Annotated in this window: 18 protein-coding genes and 1 pseudogene; 8 read left to right on the top strand and 11 right to left on the bottom strand. The window is 63.5% G+C overall.

The genetic code is table 11. The features are described from left to right. Positions 1 to 20: 20 nt before the first annotated feature. The gene (locus AC1D2K_RS01835) at positions 21 to 950 is read right to left on the bottom strand and encodes an aldose 1-epimerase family protein (protein ID WP_478085844.1); all 930 of its coding nucleotides are present in this window, start codon (positions 948 to 950) and stop codon (positions 21 to 23) included. Next, positions 947 to 2,743 carry a glycoside hydrolase family 15 protein gene (locus tag AC1D2K_RS01830; RefSeq protein WP_478085842.1) on the bottom strand — a complete coding sequence of 599 codons (1,797 nt, stop codon included), beginning with the start codon at positions 2,741 to 2,743 and terminating at the stop codon, positions 947 to 949. The genes AC1D2K_RS01835 and AC1D2K_RS01830 overlap by 4 nt, the downstream gene beginning before the upstream one ends. Before the next feature lie 399 nt (positions 2,744 to 3,142). On the opposite strand from AC1D2K_RS01830, the gene AC1D2K_RS01825 reads away from it, so the two are divergent. The 4 genes from AC1D2K_RS01825 to AC1D2K_RS01810 all read left to right on the top strand — a co-directional run bounded on the left by AC1D2K_RS01825 (position 3,143) and on the right by AC1D2K_RS01810 (position 6,986). Further along, complete coding sequence (locus tag AC1D2K_RS01825) at positions 3,143 to 4,528, top strand: GMC oxidoreductase (RefSeq protein WP_478085840.1); 1,386 nt, start codon at positions 3,143 to 3,145, stop codon at positions 4,526 to 4,528. Continuing rightward, positions 4,525 to 5,805 (top strand): MFS transporter, encoded by a 1,281-nt coding sequence (locus AC1D2K_RS01820; protein WP_478085838.1) that lies wholly within the window; start codon positions 4,525 to 4,527, stop codon positions 5,803 to 5,805. Before AC1D2K_RS01825 ends, AC1D2K_RS01820 begins: the two co-directional genes overlap by 4 nt. Further along, the gene (locus tag AC1D2K_RS01815) at positions 5,802 to 6,569 is read left to right on the top strand and encodes an SDR family NAD(P)-dependent oxidoreductase (protein ID WP_478085836.1); all 768 of its coding nucleotides are present in this window, start codon (positions 5,802 to 5,804) and stop codon (positions 6,567 to 6,569) included. Before AC1D2K_RS01820 ends, AC1D2K_RS01815 begins: the two co-directional genes overlap by 4 nt. A 102-nt stretch (positions 6,570 to 6,671) precedes the next feature. Next, positions 6,672 to 6,986 (top strand): NIPSNAP family protein, encoded by a 315-nt coding sequence (locus AC1D2K_RS01810; protein WP_478085834.1) that lies wholly within the window; start codon positions 6,672 to 6,674, stop codon positions 6,984 to 6,986. Positions 6,987 to 7,040: 54 nt separating this feature from the next. On the opposite strand, the gene AC1D2K_RS01805 is transcribed toward AC1D2K_RS01810, so the two are convergent. Further along, the gene (locus AC1D2K_RS01805) at positions 7,041 to 8,387 is read right to left on the bottom strand and encodes a serine hydrolase domain-containing protein (protein ID WP_478085832.1); all 1,347 of its coding nucleotides are present in this window, start codon (positions 8,385 to 8,387) and stop codon (positions 7,041 to 7,043) included. Positions 8,388 to 8,803: 416 nt separating this feature from the next. On the opposite strand from AC1D2K_RS01805, the gene AC1D2K_RS01800 reads away from it, so the two are divergent. Both AC1D2K_RS01800 and AC1D2K_RS01795 read left to right on the top strand, forming a co-directional pair. After that, entirely contained in the window at positions 8,804 to 10,681 is a 1,878-nt protein-coding gene (locus AC1D2K_RS01800) for a serine hydrolase domain-containing protein (RefSeq protein WP_478085831.1), read from the top strand. A gap of 44 nt (positions 10,682 to 10,725) precedes the next feature. Continuing rightward, complete coding sequence (locus AC1D2K_RS01795) at positions 10,726 to 12,645, top strand: serine hydrolase domain-containing protein (protein WP_478085829.1); 1,920 nt, start codon at positions 10,726 to 10,728, stop codon at positions 12,643 to 12,645. A 109-nt stretch (positions 12,646 to 12,754) separates the two neighbouring features. Here AC1D2K_RS01795 and AC1D2K_RS01790 read toward each other — a convergent pair. Beyond that, positions 12,755 to 13,045 (bottom strand): annotated as a pseudogene (locus AC1D2K_RS01790) (helix-turn-helix domain-containing protein); the annotation flags it as partial. Positions 13,046 to 13,415: 370 nt separating this feature from the next. Here AC1D2K_RS01790 and AC1D2K_RS01785 point away from each other — a divergent pair. Next, on the top strand, positions 13,416 to 14,015 hold the full coding sequence (locus AC1D2K_RS01785; RefSeq protein ID WP_478085828.1) for a hypothetical protein: 600 nt from the start codon (positions 13,416 to 13,418) through the stop codon (positions 14,013 to 14,015). Positions 14,016 to 14,189: 174 nt separating this feature from the next. Here AC1D2K_RS01785 and AC1D2K_RS01780 read toward each other — a convergent pair whose 3' ends face one another. From AC1D2K_RS01780 to AC1D2K_RS01760, 5 genes are all read right to left on the bottom strand, one after another. Then, positions 14,190 to 14,678 (bottom strand): RidA family protein, encoded by a 489-nt coding sequence (locus AC1D2K_RS01780; RefSeq protein WP_478085827.1) that lies wholly within the window; start codon positions 14,676 to 14,678, stop codon positions 14,190 to 14,192. 65 nt (positions 14,679 to 14,743) lie between these two features. Further along, entirely contained in the window at positions 14,744 to 15,727 is a 984-nt protein-coding gene (locus AC1D2K_RS01775; protein WP_478085825.1) for an ABC transporter substrate-binding protein, read from the bottom strand. Between the two features lie 58 nt (positions 15,728 to 15,785). Then, positions 15,786 to 16,529: an SDR family NAD(P)-dependent oxidoreductase gene (locus AC1D2K_RS01770; RefSeq protein WP_478085823.1), complete on the bottom strand. Its 744-nt coding sequence runs from the start codon at positions 16,527 to 16,529 to the stop codon at positions 15,786 to 15,788. Beyond that, a complete protein-coding gene (locus tag AC1D2K_RS01765; protein ID WP_478085822.1) occupies positions 16,526 to 17,332 on the bottom strand; it encodes a pirin family protein in 807 nt (268 codons plus the stop codon). Before AC1D2K_RS01765 ends, AC1D2K_RS01770 begins: the two co-directional genes overlap by 4 nt. A gap of 8 nt (positions 17,333 to 17,340) precedes the next feature. Further along, positions 17,341 to 18,027: an isochorismatase family protein gene (locus tag AC1D2K_RS01760; protein ID WP_478085821.1), complete on the bottom strand. Its 687-nt coding sequence runs from the start codon at positions 18,025 to 18,027 to the stop codon at positions 17,341 to 17,343. 110 nt (positions 18,028 to 18,137) lie between these two features. On the opposite strand from AC1D2K_RS01760, the gene AC1D2K_RS01755 reads away from it, so the two are divergent. After that, positions 18,138 to 19,130, top strand: a complete 993-nt coding sequence (locus tag AC1D2K_RS01755) for a LysR substrate-binding domain-containing protein (protein WP_478085819.1) — start codon at positions 18,138 to 18,140, stop codon at positions 19,128 to 19,130. 149 nt (positions 19,131 to 19,279) lie between these two features. On the opposite strand, the gene AC1D2K_RS01750 is transcribed toward AC1D2K_RS01755, so the two are convergent. Together AC1D2K_RS01750 and AC1D2K_RS01745 are read right to left on the bottom strand one after the other, a co-directional pair. Beyond that, on the bottom strand, positions 19,280 to 19,600 hold the full coding sequence (locus tag AC1D2K_RS01750; RefSeq protein ID WP_478085817.1) for an Mpo1-like protein: 321 nt from the start codon (positions 19,598 to 19,600) through the stop codon (positions 19,280 to 19,282). 335 nt (positions 19,601 to 19,935) lie between these two features. Then, positions 19,936 to 20,268, bottom strand: a complete 333-nt coding sequence (locus AC1D2K_RS01745; RefSeq protein WP_478085815.1) for a hypothetical protein — start codon at positions 20,266 to 20,268, stop codon at positions 19,936 to 19,938. Positions 20,269 to 21,150: the final 882 nt, after the last annotated feature.

Below are 21,150 nucleotides of genomic sequence, written 5' to 3'. Positions count from 1 at the left end.
TCGACCTTGCCGCGGAAGGCTCAGTCCGGCACCAACCCCCAGCGGCCCTCGACGAGTTGCCCGGGCTCCATTTTCAAGAGATCGATCCCTGAACGCAGAGCATTCGGTGGGCACGTCATTGGCTCGATCGCAATAGCGCGTCGTCGACGCGAGACGGCCTCGAGCTTGTCGCCCGTGTAAACCATGAGGTATCGGAACAACGAGTCGGCCCAAAGGCTTGCACTTCGGCCGTCGTCGGGCCCTGCCACGGATGCGCGCGCGAGGCCGTCGGCCCCTCGCACGAGGTCCGTATAGCCCGTATCGAGCCGCATGGAACCGATCGACTTCGGTTCGGTGAAATCCCGGTCCGATCCGGCGACCGCTTCGTCTCCGATCGGCAGCCCGCGATCGTCCATCACCAGGCATCGGGTCGCCGGGATCTGCAGGACCGCGTCATCGATGGCGGTACCCACTGTCAGGTAGGGATGGAAACCGATTCCGAAGGGCGCGGGGACGCTCGAGGCGTTGCGCGCCCGGAAGGAAACCGTCAGGCCTGTCTCATCGAGTCGATACCCAACCTGCAGGTCGAGCCGCCACGGGTACCCCGGCTGCGGATGAAGGGCGCAGGTCAACTCGACTTCACCGGATGACCTCGAAACGGTTTTCCATGGGAGCCATCGCACCAGCCCGTGAATCGCGTTCTGCAACTCGGGCTCGTCCAGCGCCGCTCGGCCGCCCCGACCCTCGAACCGGTACTGCCCGCGGTCGAGGCGGTTCGGCCAGGGAGCGAGCACCTGTCCGCGGCCGCTGGGCGACCACTCTTCCATCCCGAATCCATCGATGATGTCCGCGTCCTCCACCGAGTAGTGGCGCAGAGTCGCGCCAACTTCGGTCACGATGGCCCGCTGCGAGCCGTGACGGATTTCGTACTGCGCGCCCGAGTGTGGCGAGGCCGCGTAGACCGAGCTCATCGGTCCCGGGCGGTTGAGCCGCGCGCACCGGTAGCCTTCGAGAGGGTCATGGCGCTGGCGATGAGCGTCAGGTGAGTGAACGCCTGAGGGAAGTTTCCGATCAGTCGCAGGTGCTGCGGGTCGTACTCCTCGGAGAAGAGCCCGAGATCGTTTCGAAGAGAGAGCAACCGGTCGAAAAGCGCCTGGGCCTCTTCGAGTCTCCCGAGCATGGCCAGGTCGTTGACCAGCCAGAAGCTGCACGCGAGGAACGCGCCTTCCCCCGGCGRCAATCCGTCGGCCGCGTCCTTGTCCGGGATGTACCGCATCACGAACCCGTCGTGCACGAGCTCCCGTTGGATGGCTTCCACGGTGCCCACCACACGCGGGTCGGTCGCCGGCAGGAATCCGACCTGCGGGATCAGCAGCAGGGCCGCATCGAGCTGCGTGGACCCGTAGTACTGGGTGAACGTGTTTCGCTCGGCGTCGTAGCCCATCCGGCACACCTCCTCGTGGATGTCGTCCCGCATCTGAAGCAACGCCTCCGGCGCGCCCTCATGACCCGACGTTTCCAGCATCTTCGCGACGCGGTCGGCGGCGACCCAGGCCATCACCTTCGAGTGGACGAATTGACGCCGAGGGCCCCGAACCTCCCAAATGCCATCGTCAGGTTCGCGCCAATGGCGCTCGAGCCACTGGACGAAACTCTGCGTGGGATCCAGCGCTGCGGCGACGGGCGTCATGCCGAGCCGCCGTGCCCGATAGATCGCGTCGGCCAACTCGCCATACACGTCAAGCTGCAGTTGCCCCGAGGCAGCGTTTCCAACCCGCACAGGGGCGGACCCCTCGTAGCCCGCCAGCCAGCCGAGTTCGTACTCGTCGAGGCGGCGCTCTCCGCCGATCCCGTACATGATCTGCAGATCGTCAGGGTCGCCTGCGACGGCGCGGATCACCCAGTCGCGCCATTGGGTCGCCTCCTCCACGTAGCCAGCCGCCATGAGCGCGTCGAGCGCGAGCGCGGCGTCCCGGATCCAGCAGAACCGGTAGTCCCAGTTCCGCACGCCGCCGAGGAACTCGGGAAGCGACGTGGTGGGCGCGGCCACGAGCCCGCCGGTGGGCGCGTGAGTCAGGGCCTTGAGCGTGAGAAGGGAGCGTTCGACCTCGTCCTTCCACGCACCCTTGTAGGTCGAACGACCCGACCAGGCGCGCCACCAAGCCTCGGTCTCGGCCACGGCATCGACAGCATCGATCGGCGGCGGCGTGTCTTCCCAGGAGAGGTGCCACGTGAGAACGAAGCAAGCGCGCTCGCCCGCGCGCACCGAGAAGTCGGCTTCGAGCCGACGCTCCCGCGCCGTGATCGGCACGTCGGCCCGCAACTCCACCGCCTCGGGCCCCGCGCCAGCGCTCACCGCCTGATCCCTGGCGATGATCCACGGCGCGGTCTTGCCGTAGTCGAACCGCGGGTTGRGCCGACTGGACATCGGTACGGTGCCGCGCACGCCCTCCACGATGCGGACGATCCGCGGATGCGATACCCGCAGAGCCATGCAGTCGATGATCCGGACCATGCCGTCGGCCGTCTCGAACTCGGTTTCGAGAACGAGCGTCGAGGGCCGGTACCGTCGCGTCGTGGCGACGATGTCTCCGGCCGGAGCGATGCGCCATCGACCGTTCTCCTGCGTGCCCAGCAGATTCGCAAAACACGCGGAAGAGTCGAAGCGCGGCAGACACAGCCAGTCGATGGAGCCATCGATGCCGACCAGTGCCGCAGTGTGCATGTCGCCGATCAGTCCGTAGTCTTCGATGCGAAGAGCCATTCGACCTCCCGTAGGGCAGCCGGCGCCGAGGCGGATTCGGTGATGGCACCAGATTGTCAGTCTAGTCGGTCGAGCCGTCCGTTGGAAGCCAACTTCCATCCTGATTTCGGCGCGGCGGTTTGCCCGCTCGCGTGCGGTACCGACATCGTCCAGTTACCAACGTAACGATTTTCGACCCTGCCGGAGACGGAAGAGGCGCCCACTCCTGCAGTTGGGTTCCACCGGCAGGGAAGCCTCATGCAAAGCGACGATCACTACGATTTCATCATCATCGGCAGCGGCGCCGGTGGCGGCACGATCGCCCTCAAGCTGGCGCCTTCCGGCAAGCGCATTCTCATTCTCGAACGCGGCGACTATCTGCCGCGCGAGAAGCAGAATTGGGATCCGACCGAAGTCTTCGTGAAGAACCGCTACGTGTCGCAGGACGCGTGGTACGACTCGGAGGGCAAGCCGTTCCAGCCGGGTGTCCATTACTTTGTCGGCGGCGCGACCAAGATGTTCGGCGCCGCGATGTTTCGGTTGCGCGAACGGGATTTCACTGCCCATCGCACTGCCGACGGCTCGACGCCCGACTGGCCGATCCGGTACGAGGAGCTCGAGCCCTACTACACGCAGGCAGAAAAGCTCTACCACGTCCACGGCCAGCGCGGCGACGACCCCACCGATCCACCGGCCAGCACACCCTATGCGTTTCCACCTGTAAGCCATGAGCCGCGCGTCCAGGAGATCGCCGATGGCTTGAAGCGCGCGGGCTATCGACCGGCGTACGCGCCGACGGGCATCATGCTCGAGGAGGCGGACCGTCCCCACAGCCGGTGCATACGCTGCAATTCCTGCGACGGCTATCCCTGCCTCGTCCACGCGAAGGCGGACGCTGAAGTCATCGCCGTCCGGCCCGCGTTGCAGTACCCCAACGTGACGCTGGCAAGAAACGCCCACGTCCAGCGGCTCGAAACCGACGCCAGCGGACGCGCGGTGACCCGCGTGATCGTGCAACGCGACGGCCGGCGCGAGGAATACACCGGCAGCATCGTCGTCGTAGCCTGCGGCGCCGCCAATTCCGCACGGCTGCTTCTCATGTCGGCGGACGAAAAATATCCGCGCGGCCTGGCCAACGGTTCGGACATGGTGGGTCGCCATTACATGTTTCACAACGCCGTCGCGCTGGTCGCCCTTTCCCGGCGCGAGAACCCGACCGAGTTCCAGAAGACGCTCACGGTCAACGATTTCTATTTCGGCGCGCCGGACTATGAGTTTCCGCTCGGCAACATCCAGATGCTCGGCAAATCCCAGGGGCCGATGTTCAAGGAGGATGCGCCGGAGTTCGCGCCCGGCTTCACGTTGGAGCAGATGGCCCGGCACGCGGTGGATTTCTGGCTCACCAGCGAAGACTTGCCGCTTCCGCAGAATCGCGTGACCGTGAATTCCAGAGGCGAAATCCAGCTTCACTACGAGTTCACGAACGTGGAGCCGCTCAATCGCCTGCGAAGGAAACTGCAGGCGATGCTCGAGCACATGGACATGCATCCGCACCTGATCCCGAACACGCTCTACATGGGAAAGCACATTCCCATCGCCGGCGTGGCTCACCAGGCCGGCACCTGCCGCTTCGGCATCGACCCGAGGGCCTCCGTACTCGACGTCAACTGCAAGGCGCATGAGCTCGACAACCTGTACGTCGTGGACACGAGCTTTTTCCCGAGCATTGGGGCGGTGAATCCGTCGTTGACCGCCATTGCGAACGCCTTGCGAGTCGGCGAGCATCTGCTGCAACGCGTTCGATGACAAATCAACCGATCGTCCGGCGCAAAGAGATCGCCGCCGTGTACGGCGCCGGCTTGATACAGGGCGTGGCGCTGGTCACGTTTCCGGCCGCGAGCGCCGTCTTCACGAGCGCGAACGATTTCGGTCTGTCGAGGACGGAGTACGGCGGCATGTTCGTGCCCCAGGCGGTGACGGCAATCGGCTCGGCCCTGCTGGGCGCCGGTTTGGCACGACGCCTCGGCGCCAAGCGCATCTACCTGATCGGACTCGTCGCGAATCTGGCGTCGATGGCGTTGCTCGTTCTGAGCCGGTTCGTGATGAGCGAACACGCAGTCGCTTACGTGGTCCTGCTCGTCGCCACCGGCTGCCTCGGCGTCGGTTTCGGGTTCACCGTGCCGACGCTCAACACGTTCGCCGCCGCGTGCTTTTCACAGAAACCGGACAAGGCGGTGCTGGCGCTGAACGCCCTGCTTGGTTCGGGAACCGCGCTGGCGCCGATCCTGGTCGCGGTGTTCGTCGGCTTGGGCATCTGGTGGGGACTGCCGGTGTTGGTGGGCGCGTTGATCCTGGGATTGCTCATGTTCAGTGCGCGATTGCCGCTCAGTCCGAGTGCTGGGGCTGACAGCACCGGGGTCATGAGCGGGTGGACGAAATTCCCTTCCCGGTTCTGGGTCTTCGCCGGATTCGCGCTCTTGTACGGTGTCTGCGAAACGACGAACGGCAACTGGGCCTCGCTCTACATGACGAAAGAACTGGGCGCAAGCGCCACGCAGGCCTCGCTCGCTCTCACCGTTTTCTGGGGGATGGTGACCGCGGGGCGCATCCTCTTCGCCGTCATCGAGAAGTGGTTTCCCGAGCGTGCCGTCTTCCAGGTCCTGCCGCTGCTCGTGGCTGCTGGCTTTGTCGTCATTGCCTTCCTGCGGCCGACCCAGCCGCTCTTCGGCATCCCGGCCTTTGCCCTGGCAGGCTTCGGTTGTTCGGCGTTGCTGCCGCTGGTGATCAGCTTCGGTCAGACGGAACTCAAAACCATCGCCGCATCGGTGGCGGGCGGCTTGATTGCGTCCTACCAGATCGGCTACGGGATTGCGGCCTTCGGCGTCGGCCCTCTCGAGTCCCGGTTGGGCTTGAGCCTGGGCGCGATCTATGGCGCGACCACCGGCGCCGCGCTGGCACTCGCCATGCTCGCCGTGCTCATCACCCGCCGCCGCCCATCTCCACTCGTCACGGAAGTGCTGCGCGCGCGGAATCAAAGCTCGACCCGGACCTCCACCATCACCCATCAAGGAGATGAACCATGAACCTGAAAGGCAAAGTCGCCGTCGTCACCGGCGGCAACAGCGGCATCGGTCTCGCCATCGTCCTGGAACTCGCCAAGCAAGGGGCCAACATCGTCATCGACTATGTCGTGCACCCCGAAGCGACCGAGGCCACAGAGAAGCAAGTCCTCGCCTTGGGAGACCAGTCGATCGGGGTGGAAGCTGACGTGAGCAAGGTCGCCGACTTGCAAAGGCTGATCGCCACTGCCGTCAAGAGGTTCCGCCGCGTCGACATCATGGTCAACAACGCCGGGATCGAGACACGCACCTCCGTGCTCGACACGGACGAGGCGGGTTACGACAAGGTGCTCGCCATCAATCTCAAGAGCGCGTTTTTCGGCACCCAGCTCGCCGCGCAGCAGATGATCAAACAGGGAGGAGGTGGGCGCATCATCAACGTCAGCTCCGTGCATGAGGACTGGCCGATGCCGGGCAACGCAGCCTACTGCCTGTCGAAGGGCGGGATACGCATGCTCACGCGCACGGCGGGCGTCGAGTTGGCGCCACACAACATCCTCGTTGTCGGCGTCGGTCCTGGTGCCGTGGCCACGCCGATCAACCTGTCGACCATGAACGATCCGGTGTTGCTGAAGAAACTCAATTCGGCCATTCCGCTGGGCCGCATGGCCCGTCCGGAGGAAATTGCGAGCGTGGTGGCGTTCCTCGCGAGCGATGGCGCGAGCTACCTGACGGCCACCACGATCTTCGCGGACGGCGGCATCATGCAAAGCAGTCCTGGACTGTGAGGGGATCGACGTGGCCGACACTTTGGCCCTGCAAATGTCGATTGCCCCGCAAGCGCCCAAGTGCTTCAATATCGGTCTCTTGCTGCGACGAAGGAGACCTCCATGGCCTACGAAGCGCGATATGTCCTGAGACCCAACCCCGGCGCCGATCTCGGGGCCGTCATCGAAGCCGTGAAGGTGGGCGCGGCACTCTGGAAGAAGCATGGCGCGCCCAACCCGCAGTTCTGGAGCGTGGCCGCAGGCGAACTGGGCAACTATGTTCTGACCGTGCAGTTCGAGAACGCGACGGCGTACGCCAAGGTCACCGACCCGTTGTCAGCCGATCCCGAATTCCGCCGCTGGCAAGCGAGCAACGTCCAGTCCGGGGCGTTCACGTGGGTGCGAAGCAACCTCATGCGCGAGCTTCCTCTGCCGTAAGGACATCCGTACTCGGGCAGCGCGTCGGGGGGCGGGGTGACCAAGGGCTTTCTTTCAGCTTCGCGCAATGGGTAGCAGGTCGTCAGGCAATAGCGCCGTGGCAATCCTGACGAACAGGTTCTCCGCTTCGTTGCCGTTCTTGTAGTCACCCGCGTCGTTGAAAGCCTCGGGTGTGTAAGTCACGGCCACAGCAATGGCCAGCCGGCTGCCTTCGTGATAGCCCGCGACCGCCGAATACCCGCCGAACATCGGGGGCTGGAGCACCCAGTTGCCACTCGTGACCACACCGAGCCCGAAGGCGTAGCCCTCCCATTGGCGAAGGCAGGTCACACACCCGGGAACCGGGGTGCTCTTGCCACGCAGCGCGGTGGACACTTGGGCCGCGTGAGATTCGGGGGAGAGGATTGTGCCCCTGCCAAAGGCAATTGCACTGGTGTGCAGGTCGTACAGGTCGGTCACCTGCACCGCACCGTGCGTGATGGTCCACGACGGGTCCCAGAAGGTGGACTCCTCATAGAAGGGTGTACCGGCCGCAACGCCGAGAAATTCTCTGCGCTCTGATGAGAATGCACGCAGCACCGGTTCGGGGATGGAGGCGCTTTCCGGGTCGGAGGTCTGCGTCATGCCGAGGGGGCCGAGCACCTTTTCCTGCATCAGGTCTTTGACCGAACGTCCTGTGAGCTTCTCCAGGGCGAGGCCGAGGATGATGTAGTTCGTGTGGGCATAGGCCCAGTTGGTGCCCGGTTCGAAGAAAAGCGGCTTGTGGATCGCGAAGGCAAGAAGTTCGTCAGTTGTCCAGCGCCGGAACGGGTCCGCAAGGAATGCATTGACGAAATCCGGGTCCCGCACGTAGTCCGCATAGCCGGCGGTCATCTGAGCCAGGTGCCTGAGGGTCACGCGGTCTCCATGCGGGAGCTTCGGCAGCCAGGTGGCAACCTTGTCATCGAGAGCCACCTTCCCCTCGTCCACCAGTCGCAGCAGCAGCATGGCGACCAGTGCGATGGCCACCGCGCCATTGCGGAAATGCATGTCCGTGGTGGCCGGCACCCCGGCGGCGGACTCGCCGAAGGCCTCGGTGATGATTTCCTTGCCATCCACCGTGACGCGCACCAGGACCGCGCGCGCAAAGCGGGTCTTGAGGGTGGCGCGTGCGAGGGCACGCACCGTCTCGGCCTTCACTGGGTCGGTGGAAGCCATCGGCATGCGGCTCGTCAGGGGCGCGCCGGCGCCGCCGATCACCGTACTACCGGAGCCGGCGCCGCCGCCGCCGCAAGCGGGCAGCATCCAACCCAATCCGGCACCGGCGCCTGCACCCAGAAGGCGGCGGCGGGTGAGGGCGGACGACATGGAATCCCACAGGCCGTTCGTGCGGAAGTCCGGTCGCTGGTCAATGTCGTTCATGGTGTGGTGTCGGGACCCGCGAGCGCTGCCGGAACGCGGGATCTTGCGGGCTTGATTGAATCAATAATACGTATTATATTGGCACAATATGTCAGCGTTGCAACAAGGTCAGACGCCGATCCGACGCCAGAGCAGTGGGACACATCCCGCTGGCGGCCGGCACGCGCGCCGTCCTGTCCGATTCAGCCGCCGCTCGTGATCGGCCCCAAAGCCGCTGCTGCCTGCAGCAGTTCGAATCTGCGCGTCGATTCGAAGCGACGGCATCGGCACGTCCTGGCCAATCATCCGCAGCGCGTTGTCACGCGCGGATTCCATGCCCGGTGCCACGTGATCGGCGATCGCGCGGACAGGATCGCCAGCGTGGCGGATGGGCGGGCGAGCGAGCTCCATTCAACCCACACAGACAGCCCTTCAGCATGACCTCTGCACGCACTTCGCTCGAATCCTCCGCCTTCCCTGCATCCCGCCTTTCGCGTCGGCAGTGCCTGGGCCTGGCCACGGCGGGGCTGGCCGCCCCGCTGCTGCAAGCCTGCGGCGGAGGTGGGTCCGGCACGTCCGCCTTTCTTTCGGTCCCGCCCGATGCTGAATCGGTGCGCTGGTGCCGGGAGGCGATCCTCAAGACGCTGAACCGCAGCGACAGCGCCACCACCGCCGTGTCCGTGGCGCTGCTGGCCGACAACCGCGTGGTCTGGCGCGAAGCCTTCGGCCAGGCCAACCGCGAGACCGGGCTTCTGGCGGCCCCTGACACGCGCTTCAACATCGGTTCGGTGGCCAAGGTCGTCGCTGCCCTGGCCGTGATGGTCCTGCGCGACCGGGGGCAGCTCGCCCTCGATCAGCCGGTGGTCGAGCTGCTGCCCGCCTTCGGCATGCGCTCGGGCAACTTCAAGCAGATCACCGTGCGCCACCTGATCTCCCACTCTTCGGGGGTACCGGGCGTCAACTTCCGCAACGTCTTCAATTTCGCCCCGGTACCGGGCTATGCGCAGGACACCCTGCAGTCGCTGGCGTTGTCGCGCATGAAGCACGAACCGGGCGAACTCGCGGTCTACTGCAACGACGGCTTCACGATGGTGGAGCTGCTGGTGCTCCAGCTCAGCGGGCTGTCGTATCCGGCCTTCATCCAGCGCGAGTTCTTCGACCCCCTGGGCATGAGCCTCTCCGGCTTTGCGCTGGCACCCGCCGCCGAAGGCACCTTCGTGCACCCTTGGTACAAGGGCCGGACCTTGTCGCAGGAGATGCCCGCCGCCTACGCGACCGGAGGCGTCATCAGCACACCCGCCGACATGATGAAGCTGGCGCGCCTGTTCCTCGACGCAGGCGTGTACGAAGGCCGCCGGATCGTCTCCGCCGAGTCGATCCGGGACATGGGCGTCAACCAGGTCCTGCGCACGCGCATCAACCTCACGCCCACCTTCAGGGTGGGACTGGGATGGGATACGGTGGGGCAGCTGGGCATGGAGGCGGCAGGGCTGCGGGGCTGGTCGAAGAACGGCGGCACCACCTTCTTCTCGACCGAGTTCTTCGTGCTCCCCGAGGCCCGGCTGGCCATGATGATCACCGGCAACGGCTTCGACTACGGCTCGCTGGCCCTGACGGAGGGCTTGCTGCTGCGCACGGCCGCGGAGCGCGGCGCGATCCAGGCGATGCCTGCCGCGATCGTCCCCATCGTTCCGCCGGCGGTGTCGCCTGGACCGGACCGCGCAGCGCTGGTGGGCATCTACGCCAATCACAACGCACCCGCGCAAGTGCTCGCCGCAGACGATGGTTCGCTGACCGTGCGCAGCTGGGGCGAGGCTGGCTGGACCACCGTGCAGGCGCAGCTGCGCGCACGCACCGATGGCCGCTGGTGGTCCGATGGACAGCCCTCCGTCTGCTATCGCTTCCAGACGATGGAAGGCCGTCGCTACCTGATCCGGCGCAGTCTCTCCGACAACCAGCTGTACTGGAACGAATCACCCGTGGGCGAATGGCTGCCGGCGCTGGACGCGCCACTGCCGCCAGCGTGGCAAGCCCGGCGGCGCAGCCGATGGCTCAGTGTCAACGACGACCCGGCTTCGGTCGAAGCCCGGCTCGGCCCGAGGATCTGGCTCATTGACGAGTTGGCCGAGATGCCGGGCTACGTCCTCTGGGACAACGCGCAGCTGCTGCGGGTGATCGACGACAACGAAGCCGGCATGACCATCAAGGTTCCCGTCAACGCAGGACGCGAGCTGGTCGAGTTGCGCATGGTGATGGTGAACGGGCAGGAAGAAATGCACAGCGGCACGCTGGTGTTCCAGCGAATGGCGACCTAGGCAATCCACGCATGCATGAGCAGAAGCCCGACACACAACGCCCGATGACCACGCCACACGCACCGCTGGATCCCGCTGCACCATCACCCCTTCGACTGTCACGCCGCGATTGCCTGGGCTGGGTGACCGCAGGACTGGCGGCGCCACTGCTGCAGGCCTGCGGCGGTGGAAGCTCCGGTTCGACCGCCGCATCGCTGCTGCCGCAGGCCGATCCCGAATCGGTGCGCTGGTGCCGCGAGACCATTCAAGCGGCACTGAACCGAAGCAACAGCACCACCACGACCGCGGTTTCCGTGGCCCTGCTGGCCGACGACCGGGTGGTCTGGCGCGAGGCCTTCGGTTTCGCCGACCGCGAGCGCGAAGTGCAGGCCACCACCGACACCCGCTTCAACATCGGCTCGGTCTCCAAGGTCGTGACCACCCTGGCCGTGATGATCCTGCGCGACCGCGGCCAATTGACGCTCGACCAGCCGCTGGTCGAGTTGTTGCCCGGCTTTCGCATGCTCTCGCCGGAGTTCAAGCAGGTCACTGTGCGCCACCTGTTGTCTCATGCCTCGGGCTTCCCGGGCAACAACATGCGCAACAACGGGGCCTTCGTGCCCTATCTGGACTATGCCCAGGACACCATGCTGGCGCTGGCGCAGTTGCATCTGAAGCACGAGCCGGGCGAACTCGCGGTCTACTGCAACGACGGCTTCACCATGGTGGAGCCGCTGGTCCGCGCGCTGACCGGGCTGCCTTTCCACGAATTCGTCCAGCGGGAAATCTTCGGCCCCCTGGGCATGACCCTGTCCGGCTATCCGGTGACGCCTGCCGCCGAAGGCACCTACGTGCACCCCTATTTCAAGGGTCGCAGCCTGTCACAGGAAATGTCCACGCCCTTCGCGTCCGGCGGAGTGTTCAGCACACMCACCGACATGCTGAAGCTGGCGCAGATGTTCCTGGACCAGGGCGTCTACCAGAGCCGGCGGATCGTCTCGGCCGAGGCAGTGCGCGAAATGGGCATCGACCAGAGCGCCCGCACACGCCTCAATCCCGCTGCATCGTCATGGCGCTGGGGGCTGGGATGGGACTCGATGCAGCAGGCAGGGCTGGACGCGGCCGGGCTGCGGGCCTGGGCCAAGAACGGTGGCACCTTCTTCTTCGCCTCCGATTTCTTCGTGCTCCCCGAAGCCCGGCTGGCCATGCTGATCAGCGGCAGCGGGCACGACTACGAGCCGCGCGCGCTGGCCGAGGGGCTACTGCTGCGCGCCGCGGCGGAACGCGGCGCGATCCGGGCGCTGCCCCCCGCCATCGTCTCCACGGTGCCGCCTTTGGTGTCTCCTGCTCCAGACCGCAGCGCCCTGGTGGGCGTCTATGCCAACTCCATCGCCCCCGTGCAGGTCTCGAGCGCAGCCGACGGTTCGCTGACGCTGCGCCGCTGGAGCAAGGACGAACGCCAGTGGGACACCGCGAAGCAGGAGCAGCTTCGCGCGCGAGGCGATGGGAACTGGTGGCCCGATGGTCAAACCACCGTGTACTACCGCTTCCAGACCATGCTGGGGCACCGCTACCTGATCGGGCGCACRCTCTCGGCCAACGCGCTGTACTGGGGCGAGAACCCCATGGGCGAATGGCTGCCGCCGCTGGAAACACCGCTGCCGGCCGCGTGGAAAGCGCGCGTAGGGAGTCAATGGCTCTATGTCGGCGACTCCCCCGATTCGCTCGTGAGCCGCCTGCTCCCGCCGATGATCTGGCGCATCGACGAATTGGCGGAGATGCCGGGCTACATCTTGCTGGACAACGAACAGTTGCTGCGCGTGGTCAACGACAACGAGGCCGGCATGACCGTCAAGGTCCCCGGCAACGACGGCCGCGACCTGGCCGAGCTTCGCATGGTGATGGGGAAGGACCCGGAGGAAATGCACATCGGCGGCCTGGTGTTCCAGCGGGTTGGGGCGCAACCTCCCGTTCGAGCGCCTTGACCTGACGCGGCGCCTCTATCCGAAGAACGTCAATGTCGTTCGTGCGGCGCAGGCCGCGTCGACCGATCGCGCTGCGTCGCGCTCACCAGCGCACCTTCATCCCCACGCTAGCCTGAGTCGCCCGATAGCATCCTTGACCACCATTGCGCTTGATCTCACGGCTGACGGTAGACGGCGCTCGCGCGAGGGTCATGGAGATCGTGCGGATCGAAAAGCCAGCCACCAATGCACGCGAGATCTCCTCTCGTTCGGCCAAAGTCAGCGCCACTTGGGAAAGGTGTCGCTCCGGCGGTCGTATTCCGCCTGTCTCGGCCAGAATCCGCTGGATCGACGGGTGGGATCGATCAAACAACTTGGCAATCTCATGGAGAGTTGCGCCTTCATTCCAGCGCTCCCACATCAAGGCCTTCTGACTTTCAGATCCGAGGTCTCCGCTTCATCTGCAACACTCCTTCTGCCTACGCAGTTCTCAGTGTGTTGCATCGACCGGTTGAATCCGCAGCGGATTGCATCGGAGCGGGCTCTATGCCGAACCGRGAGCGAGCAATCCAAGTTCTCTCAGATGCTCCACCGCACGGCCCGCAACCCGCTCCCTGTACTTGAAGTCAACCGATCGCATGCCGTCAATGGCGTCTGTGAACTCGTGCGTTCGCGGATGCAGTTGGTTCGAGCACGAACCTCGATGTCGACGAAGAGCCGTCCGGAACTTTCTGCCGGTCGTTCAATTCCAGGAGCCTGAGGTCCGGGGGGCTCCGCATCAGGAGCCCCTCGTGTCCACAAGACGAGTCGCCGCCAATTTTTCATGCTTCTCTCCCTATGTAGTCGGTCGTTCACATACCGGCAATGGGAAGTTGCTGTTGCCTCTTCAATTCGCGGCCCAGTTGCTGGAGGAACAGATAGAGCGCGCCAGGGCCTCAGAGGCTGAATTCCAAGCGAAAGAGGAACGGCGCCGCGAAGTGGCCTCGGCGCGCATCAGCTCTGTCACGCCCTCCCCACAACGAACCCGCTTGATCGGGTCGCGTTCGTCAAAGCGTTCGAACTCGAAGTGGCGCATCGCAACCACAGCCGCCGGCACTCAGTACTTCGAGCCGAGGAGCGCTACGCGTCATCGCTCGGGCCAGCACGTGTTGCACGACAAGGACTATCAGAAGCGCGAGCTGGACCTCACAAAGAAGATGGAGCGGATTGGCGCCCTGCGCGACATCGCGAACCCCGCATTCCGACCCGCGAAATGGGCGAAGGTGAGCACGCTTGAACTGCTGCCTGAACGTCACGGTGCCATGCATCATCGATGCCATGAGCCTGAAAGACGTTCTTGGCCAGGTCAATGCCGACTCGAACTGTTGCCATGTGGAACTCCTGGATGGTGAGGCAGCCCGCTGCTTCTTCCATTCCCGCTCCCCTGTCACAAAGAGGGGGTTGGTCATCCCATTGCTCCAGCGGTGGCTCAGTTTTACTTCGGCGCGGACACTCGCATTTCGATTCTCCATACAGCTGAGGTTCCCAACTTCTTGCTGTACGTAAAATCGAAACGGGATCAGCCACTAGTTGGCGGCTTCTGGCCGCTTGTCACCGACCACAGCGATTGCCTGGATCTCCACGAGCAGGCCCGGCTTGGCCAGATTGGCCACGGTGATCAGAGCACTTCCGGGATAGTTACCATCTCTCCAGATCTGCCTGCGTGACTCGACCACCTTGTCGCCGAGACGCGAATCAGTGATGAAGACGGTAATGGTCACGATGTCCTTGAGCGTGCCCCCTTGTCTGTGGAGCACCTCGTCGATCTGCTCCCAGACACGCTTCAATTGCGCATCGAAATCCCATGCGATATCTTTGCCGCTGGCATCTTTCAACGCAGAGGATCCGGCCAACCAGATGGTCTTCCCGCCTTCGGTCACGACTGCTGGCGAGAAGGCGCGCTCGGTCTGATACGCGTTCTTGGTCATATGTTCCGCGGCCGCGGCCGGAATGCTGCACAACACGCCGACGCTGCCCAGCAGGGCCGCAATCTTGACACTGTTGAAGGTCGTCATCTTTCGATCTCCTTGGTTTAAAAAAGTTGTCGTTCGGTCTTCATGCAAACCTCGATGCAGCCTGCCTAGAACGCCTGCCAATCGGCGCGCGCTTGTGCACGCTGCAAGTAGGTGAGGTCGATCAGCGGCTTGGCGCTGATGGGCATCGGCACGCTCGTGTGTTTGGCGCGGAGGCGCTTCACGGTGGCGAACTCTTCCGCGTCGATCTCAAGTGTCGGTATCAGTCCGTACGCGGGATCGCGCAGGTCTTCATAGACCTTGCGAGCATCTTCTGCGCGAAGCTCGGGAAAGTTCGCGAAGAGCAATGCGAGCACGGCCTCTCGGTTGTCGGCGCGCGCGAACCAGTTCAGTGCTTGCCGGTACGCCGTCAGAAATCCTTCGAGTTCCTCTGCATGTTCCTTGGCCCATTGGCTCCGAACCGCTCCGACGGTTCCCAGGTATTTCGGGAGGACAGACTGCGCGYGCATCAACACGCGAAACCCCTTTTGCCCTGCCAGATACTCGAACGGCGAGCGCAGTAAGGTTGCATCAAACTTCCCGGCGACGAGCGCTCGATAGCGGCTCCCAGTGCCTCCGGCGGTCAGCCACTCGACCGAGTTAGTCTGCAGTCCCTCCGATGCCAGCAGTTCTTGCGCAACAAAGGAAAATCCAGTGGTCATCGCGTCCACTGCCACAGAGCGGTGCTCCAATCCGGCTACGGTTCGCACATCCGCGCGAGCGACGAGGGACAGCAAGCCACGGTCACCGCCCATGACCGCGACGAGGTCCGCGGCCAAACCGGAGGTTGTTTCGCCTTGCCCGTTGGCATACGCGATCACGTTGTCTACGCTCGTGAGCGCCAGCTGACCGGTGTTCGCCTGCAACCGTTCGACGACCTCGACGGAACCCTTTGGATACTCGAGCTTGACGCTGAGACCCTGACGTTCGAAATAGCCGTTCCGCTGTGCGATCCATACCGGCAGGTTGAAGGCCCCTTCAAATCCGAGCACCGTCAAAGCCTTCAAAGGCCGCTGGCTCTGTGCAATAGCAGAACTGTGAAACGTGACCATCAGCAGGCACACGCCCCAGGCCAGTCGAAGCGCGGGTCGAACGCATGCATGGAACCTCCTACAGCGCATCGGTCAAGCCACCGTCAGTCAGGATGGTGCGTCCCGTGATCCAACGCGAATCTTCCGAAGTCAGGAAGACGACGACGTCAGCGATATCTGCCGGCTCCCCAATGCGGCCTGCAGGCGTGGCCGCAATGACCGCCTGACGACGGGCTTCAGGGGTGGCAGCGGTCATGTCCGTGCTGGTCATGGATGGCGCCACGGCATTGACGGTGATCCCGCGTGCGCCAAGCTCCTTGGCAAAGGCGTTGGTCAAGACGGAAACGGCAGCTTTGCTTGCCGAATAGATCGCTGTCCCGGGACGTGGCGCGTAGATGAGGTTGCTGGAAACGTTGACGATGCGCCCGCCCGCAGCGGGGAAATGAGGTACAGCAACCTGGGTCATATTCAGGACGCCGCCGATGTTGACGCTGAACACGCGACTTACGTGCTCGGCGTCGATGTCGCCAAAGGTGCGCGCTTCAAACACACCGGCGTTGTTGACCAGAATGTCGATATGGCCGAATTGGGCCACGATCGCGTCTATCACGCTCTGCGCCGCTGCTTGATCAGCCACATCGGCCGCGAACGCTGCGGCCGTGCCGCCTGCAGCCGTGATGGCGTCGATGAGCGAATGCGCCTGCGCGCGATTGCCGCGGTACACAATGGCAACGGCCGTGCCTTGCGCAGCGAGTTTCTTGGCAATCGCTGCGCCGATTCCGCGTGAGCCGCCAGTAACAACGGCGACTTTGTTCGTGGTCATGATCTGCACTCCATTTGGTCAGGGGTTATGGACTTCGATGCCCCGTGAGAAATGACGGGCTCATTGATCCGCTCGGCTGCCAGCACGACGCAGTGCGCCCCTTCGCCAGTGCGCAGACCGACGATGCCGCCAGTGCCGTCGGCACTGGCACAGATGGCCTGATCGGTCTGCAGTTCGGTACTGCCGTCCACGACAACGCTCCCCTGGACCACATGCACCCATGCATTCCATTCGCCCGGCAAAGGCACTTCGATGGACGCGCCGGCCTTTTCAAGCTGCACATCGAGCATCAGGATGGGACAGGGCGCCCGGGTTGGGGAGGACCGACCTTGGAAATCTCCAGCAACGACGCGCACACGCGTACCCTTCTCTGTTTCGACGATAGGCATCCGGTCGTGGCCGATGTGGAACGAATCCGGCGGCAGATGCTTCAGGGATGCTGGCAGATTCACGAAAATCTGCAGCGCATGGATGTGCGCCAATGCCATCGGAAGCTGGGTGTGCAGGATCCCGCGACCCGCCATCGTCCAATGCAGGTCACCTGCACCGAACGTCGCATTGTTGCCAATCGAGTCGCGGCTCACCATGGAACCCTTCGTGTCCTCGAAAACGAGCGTGACCGCAGAAAACCCTGCGTGGGGGTGCACGTCGAAAGTGGGCTGCCACATATGAAAGTGATCCACCATCACGAAGGGTGACATCGCCGTACCCCCGAACGCGTCGTGCCGGAAGTGAGCGATGGTGCATCCGGCGCCTACCGGCTGCGCCGTCGCAGTCGCCACTTTTGATAATCGGGTGCCCACGGCTGTCCTCACTGGTTCTTGGATTGCGGGGCGTTTTTCAACTGCCAGACCAGCGTCGCGAAGGGAATGTCCAGCGCGTTGTAAACGTCATGGGCCTTCGGGTCCGCGTTGTCCCCCAGCAGTTCGACCCCTGCGGTGGCGTAGTCCGTCACCGGCACCCCCGCGAGCGTGAGTCGCTGCAGGCCGCCCACCCGCTTGGCTTCGTTGAACGTGCCAGAAGCATCGAGCACCACGCGCGCGTCGTAGCCGGCCGCCTTAGCGGACATGGCGGGGAACGCTGCGCAGACCTCCAGCGAGACGCCGGCAACCAGGATCTGCTTGCGGCCGGTCTTTTCGATGGCGGCCCGCACCTTCAGGTCGTCCCAGGCATTGATCACCGTACGGGTGATGACCGGCACTCCGGGCAGGGCCGCAGTCAGTTCGGGGATGATCGGGCCCCACAGGCCATCTGGCATGGTGGCCGTCAGCACGACCGGGATGCCCAGCGCTTTGGCGGCCTTGGCCAGTGCAGCAACGTTGTGTTTGAGGTCCGCCACGGGGATGTCGCGCACGCCGGTGTACAAGCCAAGCTGCTGATCGACCAGAAGCAGCACGGTGTTCTGGCGCGACAGCATTTCCAATTGTCTTGGCATAGGCTGGGCCATGTCAGCTCCGGTGGTTTGGCCGGCTTGTGCCGCCTTGGTGTCGGCCGCCATGGCACCGGTTCCAAGTGCCATGAGCAGTGCACTGACGGCCAATTGAACAACTGCCCTTTTAGAGAAAGACCTCGACATCTCCGACTCCATAAAGTTGAGAACTGAACTGTATGGATTCATTCATCGTTCGAGAAGCCAGAGAAAGTCTGACGCATCGTTTTAAAAAATGGGATGATGCCGGGATGTTGAGCCTGACAGATGTCTTCTATTTCGTGCAGGTGGTGAACCATGGCGGATTTACCGCTGCCGCGCGGGTGCTGCGCGCGTCAAAGTCGACATTGAGCCTGCGTGTTCAACAGCTCGAGACGGATCTCGGGGTCCAGTTGCTCAATCGGAGCTCCCGAAAACTTGGATTGACGAACGTGGGCGGCGAGTTCTACCGCCATGCGCAATCCTTGCTTCGGGCTGCCGAGGCTGCGGAGAATGTCGGCCGCCAGCGGCAGAGCGAACCGAGTGGGACGATCCGCATCACGTCGTCCGTGACGGTTGCGCAGTTTGCGTTGCGGGACATCCTCCCCGCCTTCATGCGCATGTATCCGAAGGTCAGTATCGAGCATCACGCCTCCGACGTGATGACGGACATTGTTGGAGAAGGGTACGACCTGGCCATTCGCGCACACGCCGACCCTCTGCCTGATTCGTCACTCGTGCAGCGTCGGCTGGCAGCGGTTCCCTGGTATCTGTTCGCCTCTGCGACGTATCTCCATGACAAAGGTGTTCCGCACCACCCCGATGATCTAGTGACCCACAGTGCCATCGCGCTCGGCCGGGGAACGACGAATAGCTGGTCTCTTCGATTCGAGGAGGAACCCGCTGCCATAGTGCCAATTACCGCCCGCTTCGTGAGCAACGACATGGTTGCATTGAAGCAGGCTGCCTGTGCCGGCCTGGGCGTGGTTATGCTTCCCGGCTACGTGTGCCGAGAGGAAGAGGCAACGGGAAGGCTGGTCCGGGTGTTGCCGCATTGGCGCGCAGTCGACTCGCGTCTGACGGCCGTACTGCCCGCTCGGCAGGGTTGGCTGCCTTCGGTGCGAGCCTTCCTGGATTACCTGGTAGACGAACTGCCGCGCGCGGTCGAGTGCTCCTCACACGCGAGCGAATGAACCAAGCGGCGAACCCCGGAGAGAGATGAGTTCCTCCAAGATTGGCACACTCACCCCACCGGTCTAGCGCGGACAGTTCGCTTCGCCTCACGTGGCTGGGTGCGCGGCACTCGGCGCGGATGTCGGCATCGCTGCGTGGACGGCGTGCATCACCATGGAATGCGGCCGGCCCAGATGTCGCGGTACATCACCCAGTCGCCCGCCAGGCTATACAGAGGGCGCTTGAAAGTGGCCGGCCGATTCTTCTCGAACACGTAGTGGCCGACCCACGCGAAACCGTAGCCGCACAGCAGCGCGTAGAGGATGTACTGCAGCCGCCCAGTTGCTGCGAGCATTGCCAGGCAAACCAGGGCAAGGGTCGAGCCGACAAAGTGCAAGCGGCGGCAAGTGCGGTTGCTGTGCTCCCCGAGGTAGAAGGGGTAGAACTCGGCGAAGGTCTTGCAGGCCTTCGGGTCCGTCGTGGTCGTCATTTTCTCGCTCCTTCACGCCAAGACCTGGCGCAACGTGTACAGCGTCTCGGCTCCGTACCAGCACCGCGCAAGCGGCTAACCCCCAGGCTGGATTCTCTGCGGCACCGTCCGATTTGTCACTGGTGATGGCATCTGGGTGTCCGGGGGGCACAGACAAGGCTGCACGCGGCCAAGACCATCCTCTCAATCAAATGCTCCTGCACCGGCGCTGCCCTTGTGGTGCGTCGCTACGCCTCTCCGTTGACGAGAATGACAGAGCCGACAGCCCTCCATCCCATGGCCAACATCAGGAACGAGTGCAACGGAAAGCAAGCGTCCCAAGCTGGGAGCGATGACTACTTCTCAAAGAAAAACACCAATCCCAGCGCGAGCAAAATGAATGGCCAGTACTTCACTGGAATGAAGAAGAGGTCGTGCTTGGTCACTAGGACCATCTCCCTCCCGGTCTTCTTGTCAATAACAGCGCGCGGCTCGGAAGCCCTTTGCAAGAGGAGGTGCAGTCCGTAAACCAAGGCTGCGGCAAGGCACATGCCTATCAGTTCAGACCATTGTCTTTTGTCGACTGGAATCGGGGCCCCCCACAAACTCTCCGCACCAATCTTGCCGACAACCAGGCCGACGACCGCGAATACCACAACCACAATTCCATACCCTCTCCAAATCAGCACGTGCTCTCTCCTCGTAGTGACCAACAAAATGCACCATCGTGTCGCAGCCAACTTTCCTTCTGCGCTTCTGGCGAGAGTGAGGTGGCTGCCGCCTACCATCCAACCATATGCAGAGGAATCTTGGTCTTTGGCGACCGCCTTGAGCGATATCGGCAGAATCTGGTAATTCTTTAGGCGCCAGCCGTGCGTCGAAGAACTCGAACATGGTCATGAACCGCTACGGTCGGCCAGGAGCTGCTGTTGAGCGTAGGCTTCCAGTGGAGGTGATTTCGGATTTTTTCGATGTTGCGGTCAAGCGTCGGCGGCTTACATCAGCGCAAGCCCGTGGAGCCAGAATTCCGCCGGGATACCAGCGAACGCACATGACGATGATCTCTCGCTCGAAGTGCAGGCCCTTTAACAGTTCGTCCATGCTCTGAAGCGATTCAATTGAAAGTTCTTGACACTTTCCGAAAGAAACTGAGGTTGACGCCATCCGCCTGAGCGCTGACAGTCGTGGCTCCTGCATCCGGATGTCGCTTGTGTTTCTCGATGCGTCCGAGAGCGTTTCAAAACCAGGTGGAGTCGATTGGAGTGAACAGGTCTTGTCGATCGGTGTGGGATGGCGCGCTGGGCGCTGGTAGGCCGGTCTCGATCACCGGAGTGCCCCGGTAAGCCGGCGCGAACCTCGCTCTCCAGCCAGGTCAAGCGTGGCGCCGCCCGCGCACTGGCGCCGCACACCGCGCTGTCGGCTCACTCCATCAGCTGATAGAAGAAGTACTCAAAAAAGGGATAGATTCTGGCTTGGCTATCCTTCTTTCGTCGACTCAACTCTCGCCAGATACGGACGGTGCAACCTGTCTCGAGCCTTGCAGCAGCCGGCGACCGTCCGCCAGAACGCTC

The sequence above is a fragment of the Variovorax sp. P1_H12_2 genome (assembly GCF_056405335.1).
The sequence above is the reverse complement of the archived record's forward strand: the minus strand, read 5'-3'. Positions and strand labels throughout refer to the sequence as shown.

Coding starts and splice junctions, on each gene's coding strand:
- AC1D2K_RS01800 (WP_478085831.1), top strand. CDS start 8,804: ATGACCTCTGCACGCACTTCGCTCGAATCCTCCGCCTTCCCTGCATCC.
- AC1D2K_RS01760 (WP_478085821.1), bottom strand. CDS start 18,027: ATGGCGGCCGACACCAAGGCGGCACAAGCCGGCCAAACCACCGGAGCT.
- AC1D2K_RS01770 (WP_478085823.1), bottom strand. CDS start 16,529: ATGACCACGAACAAAGTCGCCGTTGTTACTGGCGGCTCACGCGGAATC.
- AC1D2K_RS01815 (WP_478085836.1), top strand. CDS start 5,802: ATGAACCTGAAAGGCAAAGTCGCCGTCGTCACCGGCGGCAACAGCGGC.
- AC1D2K_RS01780 (WP_478085827.1), bottom strand. CDS start 14,678: ATGACGACCTTCAACAGTGTCAAGATTGCGGCCCTGCTGGGCAGCGTC.
- AC1D2K_RS01810 (WP_478085834.1), top strand. CDS start 6,672: ATGGCCTACGAAGCGCGATATGTCCTGAGACCCAACCCCGGCGCCGAT.
- AC1D2K_RS01820 (WP_478085838.1), top strand. CDS start 4,525: ATGACAAATCAACCGATCGTCCGGCGCAAAGAGATCGCCGCCGTGTAC.
- AC1D2K_RS01750 (WP_478085817.1), bottom strand. CDS start 19,600: ATGACGACCACGACGGACCCGAAGGCCTGCAAGACCTTCGCCGAGTTC.
- AC1D2K_RS01805 (WP_478085832.1), bottom strand. CDS start 8,387: ATGAACGACATTGACCAGCGACCGGACTTCCGCACGAACGGCCTGTGG.
- AC1D2K_RS01835 (WP_478085844.1), bottom strand. CDS start 950: ATGAGCTCGGTCTACGCGGCCTCGCCACACTCGGGCGCGCAGTACGAA.
- AC1D2K_RS01755 (WP_478085819.1), top strand. CDS start 18,138: ATGGATTCATTCATCGTTCGAGAAGCCAGAGAAAGTCTGACGCATCGT.